General features: G+C 68.4%; 4 protein-coding genes. 2 read left to right on the plus strand and 2 right to left on the minus strand.

Annotation, left to right across the window (positions count from 1 at the left end):
• Positions 1 to 194 precede the first annotated feature (194 nt).
• Both IV088_RS26085 and IV088_RS26090 read right to left on the minus strand, forming a co-directional pair.
• Entirely contained in the window at positions 195 to 461 is a 267-nt protein-coding gene (locus IV088_RS26085; RefSeq protein ID WP_291108049.1) for a type II toxin-antitoxin system RelE/ParE family toxin, read from the minus strand.
• Positions 461 to 2041: an AMP-binding protein gene (locus IV088_RS26090; RefSeq protein ID WP_291108041.1), complete on the minus strand. Its 1581-nt coding sequence runs from the start codon at positions 2039 to 2041 to the stop codon at positions 461 to 463. Before IV088_RS26090 ends, IV088_RS26085 begins: the two co-directional genes overlap by 1 nt.
• Positions 2042 to 2146: 105 nt before the next feature.
• Here IV088_RS26090 and IV088_RS26095 point away from each other — a divergent pair, with 105 nt between their 5' ends.
• The gene (locus IV088_RS26095) at positions 2147 to 3715 is read left to right on the plus strand and encodes a bifunctional aminoglycoside phosphotransferase/ATP-binding protein (RefSeq protein ID WP_291108044.1); all 1569 of its coding nucleotides are present in this window, start codon (positions 2147 to 2149) and stop codon (positions 3713 to 3715) included.
• Positions 3716 to 3845: 130 nt separating this feature from the next.
• Positions 3846 to 4632: alpha-hydroxy acid oxidase (locus tag IV088_RS26100; RefSeq protein WP_291108047.1), on the plus strand; the 787-nt coding region annotated here is incomplete at its 3' end.

Below are 4632 nucleotides of genomic sequence, written 5' to 3' on the forward strand. Positions count from 1 at the left end.
ACCTCCATGGGAGCCACATGAACAGGGACTTGTCGTCTTGGCTCGCGGCGGCAAGAGCGCAATAATTTTCCGCCGCGGGGTTGGTCGAGTCAAGGACGATGAAGGGTGACAAACAGTGATGAAAGGCGGGATGGGTAGTGGGATCAGGTCTTGCCTTTTGCCCTCGGTGGTGGCCCGCTCACCAGAAGCTGGCATCAGAAGCCAGCTTCCTTCTGATGCCGCACCGCAAGAAGGACCACAAGCTCCGCCTCGACGTGATAGCGGGCCACATAGCCGCTGTCTCCAAAGTCGATCAGCCATTCCCGGAACTCGTCCGGCATGTCTTCAACATGGCGGCCTGCGCCGGGCTGTTGCCCGAGCGCTTTCACTTCTTTCCGCATGGCCTGGACAACGCGTTTTGCCGCTTCGATGTTCTTGTTGCCTTGGGTATGGCGAGGTATGACCTTGCCATACCCAAGCATCAACACAAGCCCACCCGCTCCCGCAGCTCCGTCTTCAACACCTTGCCGTAGTTGTTCTTCGGCAGCGCCTCCACAAACTCATACCGCTTGGGCCGTTTGAACCGCGCGATCTGGTCCAGGCAGAAGGCGTCGAGCGCCTTGGCGTCCAGCGCCGCGCCCGCCTGCGGCACCACGAAGGCGACCACGATTTCGCCCCACTCGGGGTCGGGCGCGCCGACCACGGCCACTTCGGCCACGCCGGGCGCGGTGAGCAGCACCTCTTCCACCTCGCGGGGGTAGATGTTGCTGCCGCCGCTGATGATGAGGTCCTTGCTGCGGTCCTTGAGGGTGAGGAAGCCGTCGGCGTCGAGCGCGCCCATGTCGCCGGTCCAGAGCCAGCCGTCGCGGAGGGCGGCGGCGGTGGCTTCGGGGTTGTGCCAGTAGCTGCCCATGACGCTGTCGCCCTGGATCAGCACCTCGCCCACCTCGCCCGGCGGCAGCGGCTCGCCGTCCGGCCCCGCGACGCGGATGCGCACGGGCGTCTGCGCCACGCCCACGGAGGCGAGGCGCTCGGCGTGGCGCGGGTGGGCGGCGTCGGCCAGGTGCGCGCGGCTGAGCGCGGTGCCGACCATGGGGCTTTCGCCCTGGCCGTAGATCTGCACGAAGCGCGGGCCCATCACACGCAAGGCGCGCTGGATGTCGGCAGCGTACATGGGCGCGCCGCCGTAGACGATGGTCTTGAAGCTCTGGCCGCACTGTTCGGGCGACAGCCCCGTCGATTCGGCTTCGTCGACGATGCGTTTGACGATGGTCGGCGCGGCGAACAGCGAGAGCGGCCCGAGCTGCAGACCGAGCGCGAACAACTCGGCGGCGTCGAAGCCGCCCGAGGCGGGCACCACGTGGCGCGCGCCGGCCATGAGGTGCGGGATGGCGTAGATGCCGGCGCCGTGCGACATGGGCGCGGCGTAGGCGATGGCGTCGCCGGCGTCGATGGGGTCCACGTCGTTGAAGTAGGTCAGCCCCATGGTCATCAAATTGCGGTGCGTGAGCATCACGCCCTTGGGGCGGCCGGTGGTGCCGCTGGTGTAGAAGAGCCAGGCGGTGTCGGTGGGGGCGCGCGGGTGAATGGTTGGCAGGGCTTCGACAGGCTCAGCCCGAACGGAAGTGGGCTCAGGGTGAACGGCATGTTCTGCGCCGTGGGTCCAGGCATCGCATTCGGCGCTGTCTGCGTCCATCACGCCGTCCAGCCCCGTGAGTGCGGCCGTGTCGGGCGCCACGTCGGCGGTCACGAAGGCCCAGCGCGCGGCCGCGTTCTCCACGATCCACTGCACCTCTTTCAGGTGCAGCTTGGCGTTGACCGGCACCACCACCAGCCCGGCCCACCAGGCACCGAACATCAGCTCCAGGTAGCGCGGGTGGTTGCGCATGAAGATCACGACGCGGTCGCCGGGCGCCAGGCCAGCAGCTCGAAGGTGAGCGCCCACTCGCGCGGCACGCAATGCCCAGTCGCTGTGGGTGGCCACGCACTGGGTGCCGCTGAAGATCGCGGGCCGCGCGGGGTGTTGAAGCGCTGCGCGTTCCAGCAGGTGGGCGAGGTTCATGGCGGCGGTCTCCGTGGATCTTGGTGACCGCATTTTCAGGGCGAAAGCTGAGGGCACTGGCGGCCGTCAGGCAGCTGGAAGGTGAGCTGGCTTACATTGATCTGCATGAAACACGCGCCGCCGCCCCTGATCACCGCCCTGCTGGAGCCCAAGTGCTACCCGCAACCGGTGGAACGCGTGGAGCTCATGGAAACACACAGCGCCTGGGTGCTGCTGGCGGGCGACTTCGCCTACAAGATCAAGAAGCCGGTGCGTTTCCCCTTCATGGACTTCAGCACCCTGGCCCTGCGCCGCCAGTCGTGCGAGACCGAGATCCGGGTGAACCGGCGTTTTCAGAACCTCGACCGGCCCGCCACGCAGCTCTACCTGGGCGTGTTGACCATCGTCGGCACACCCGAACAGCCACGCTGGGGCGAGCCCGGCCAGGCCAACGCGGGGCAGGCGATCGAGTTCGCGGTGCAGATGCGCCGCTTCGACGAGGCCACCCGGCTGGACCACCTGTGCGAGCGCGGCGCGCTCACGCCCGAGCACATGACCGGGCTGGCGCGGCGCATGGCGACGTTTCAGGCCCGGGCCGCGGTGGCCGGCAACGGCGACCCCTGGGGCCACGCGGCGGCGGCCATGCGCTGGCCACGCGACAACTTCAGCACCCTGCGCACGGGCCTGGCCGACCCCGCCGACGCCGCCCTGGTGCGCGAGCTGAGCGACTGGACCGAGCAGCGCTTCAACGCCATCGAACCGCTGCTTTCGCGGCGGCGCCAGAAGGGCCGCGTGCGCGAGGGCCACGGCGACCTGCACCTGGCCAACCTGGTGCTGATCGAGGACGAGGTGCTGCCGTTCGACGCCATCGAGTTCAACGACGCGCTGCGCTGGATCGACGTGGCCAGCGACATGGCCTTTGCCTGGATGGACCTGCTGAGCCACGGCCGCCCCGGCCTGGCCAACACCTTGCTGAGCGCCTGGATCGACGACAGCGGCGACGTGTCGGCGCCCACCGTGTGGGCCTTCTTCGCCAGCTACCGCGCCGGGGTGCGCGCCAAGGTGGCGGCGATCCGACTGGGGCAGCTGGGGGGCGCAGGCCCGGATGCGGAGGTGTCGCCCGAGGCCACCGCAAGCCTGGCCGAAGCGCGGCGCTACCTCGCGCTGGCGCGCGACATCGCCCACCCGCCCGCGCCGCGGCTGCTCATCACCCACGGCCTCTCGGGCAGCGGCAAGACCTGGGCCTCCAGCCGCTGGCTCGCGGCCGAGACCAGCGGGCGCGCGATCCGCCTGCGCTCCGACGTGGAGCGCAAGCGCCTGCACGGCCTGAGCGCGCTGGCACCCAGCGGCTCGGGCCTGAACACTGGGCTCTACAGCCCGCAGGCGCACGGCGACACCTACGCCTCGCTGCTGTCGCGCGCGCGCCTGCTGCTGGCCGACGGCTGGACGGTGCTGGTGGACGCGGCCTTTCTGCGGGCGGCCGAGCGCGCGGATTTCGCGGCACTGGCCCAGAGCGCGGGTGTGCCGTTTCACATCCTCACCTGCGAGGCGCCGGTGGCCGTGCTGCGCCAGCGCATCGCCGAGCGGCAGGCGCGCGGGGCCGATGCATCCGAGGCGACGGTGGCGGTGCTGGAGCAGCAGCTGGGCTGGCTGGAGCCGCTGTCGGCGGATGAGCGGGCACAGTGCCTGCCGTAGGCTGGCTTCGTTCTCTGGCGCCGGGGCAGCATCAAAAATTTCAAACCGCCCTGTCCCACTTTCACAAGCCTTTTCCGGCCCGCCTCGCTAACATGCCGGCACACCCACAAGCCCCCTGGAGACAAGCCCCATGACCGTGATCACCACCATCGAAGACCTGCGCGTGCTCGCCAAAAAACGTGTGCCGCGCATGTTCTACGACTACGCCGATTCCGGCTCCTGGACCGAGAGCACCTACCGCGCCAACAGCGACGATTTCCAGAAGATCAAGCTGCGCCAGCGCGTGGCGGTGAACATGGAGAACCGCACGACCGCGACCACGATGGTGGGCCAGGCGGTGAAGATGCCGGTGTGCATCGCGCCCGTGGGGCTGACGGGCATGCAGAGCGCCGATGGCGAGATCAAGGCGGCGAGGGCCTGCGAAACCTTTGGCATCCCGTTCACGCTGTCCACCATGAGCATCTGCTCGATCGAAGACGTGGCGGAAAACACCCAAGCGCCGTTCTGGTTCCAGCTCTACATGATGCGCGACCGCGAGGCCATGGCACGGATGATCGAGCGCTGCAAGGTGGCCCGCTGCAGCGCATTGGTGCTGACGCTCGACCTGCAGGTGATCGGCCAGCGCCACAAGGACCTGAAAAACAAGATGCGCGCCTCGGTGATCCCGTCGCTGGGCAACATGGTCGACATCGCGACCAAGCCGCGCTGGGTGCTGGGCATGATGGGCACGCGCCGCCACACTTTCCGCAACCTGGTGGGCCACGTGAAGGGCGTGAGCGACATGAGCTCGCTCGCAGCCTGGACCAACGAGCAGTTCGACCCGACGCTGAACTGGCAAGACGTGGCCTGGGTGAAGAAACAATGGGGCGGCAAGCTGATCCTCAAGGGCATCATGGACGTGGAAGACGCGAAGCTGG

This window comes from Hydrogenophaga sp. (assembly GCF_018780075.1).
Lineage (GTDB): Bacteria > Pseudomonadota > Gammaproteobacteria > Burkholderiales > Burkholderiaceae_C > Hydrogenophaga.

Excerpts from the sequence above, each read along its gene's own strand:
- IV088_RS26085 (WP_291108049.1), bottom strand. The coding sequence starts at position 461 with ATGCTTGGGTATGGCAAGGTCATACCTCGCCATACCCAAGGCAACAAG.
- IV088_RS26090 (WP_291108041.1), bottom strand. The coding sequence starts at position 2,041 with ATGAACCTCGCCCACCTGCTGGAACGCGCAGCGCTTCAACACCCCGCG.
- IV088_RS26095 (WP_291108044.1), top strand. The coding sequence starts at position 2,147 with ATGAAACACGCGCCGCCGCCCCTGATCACCGCCCTGCTGGAGCCCAAG.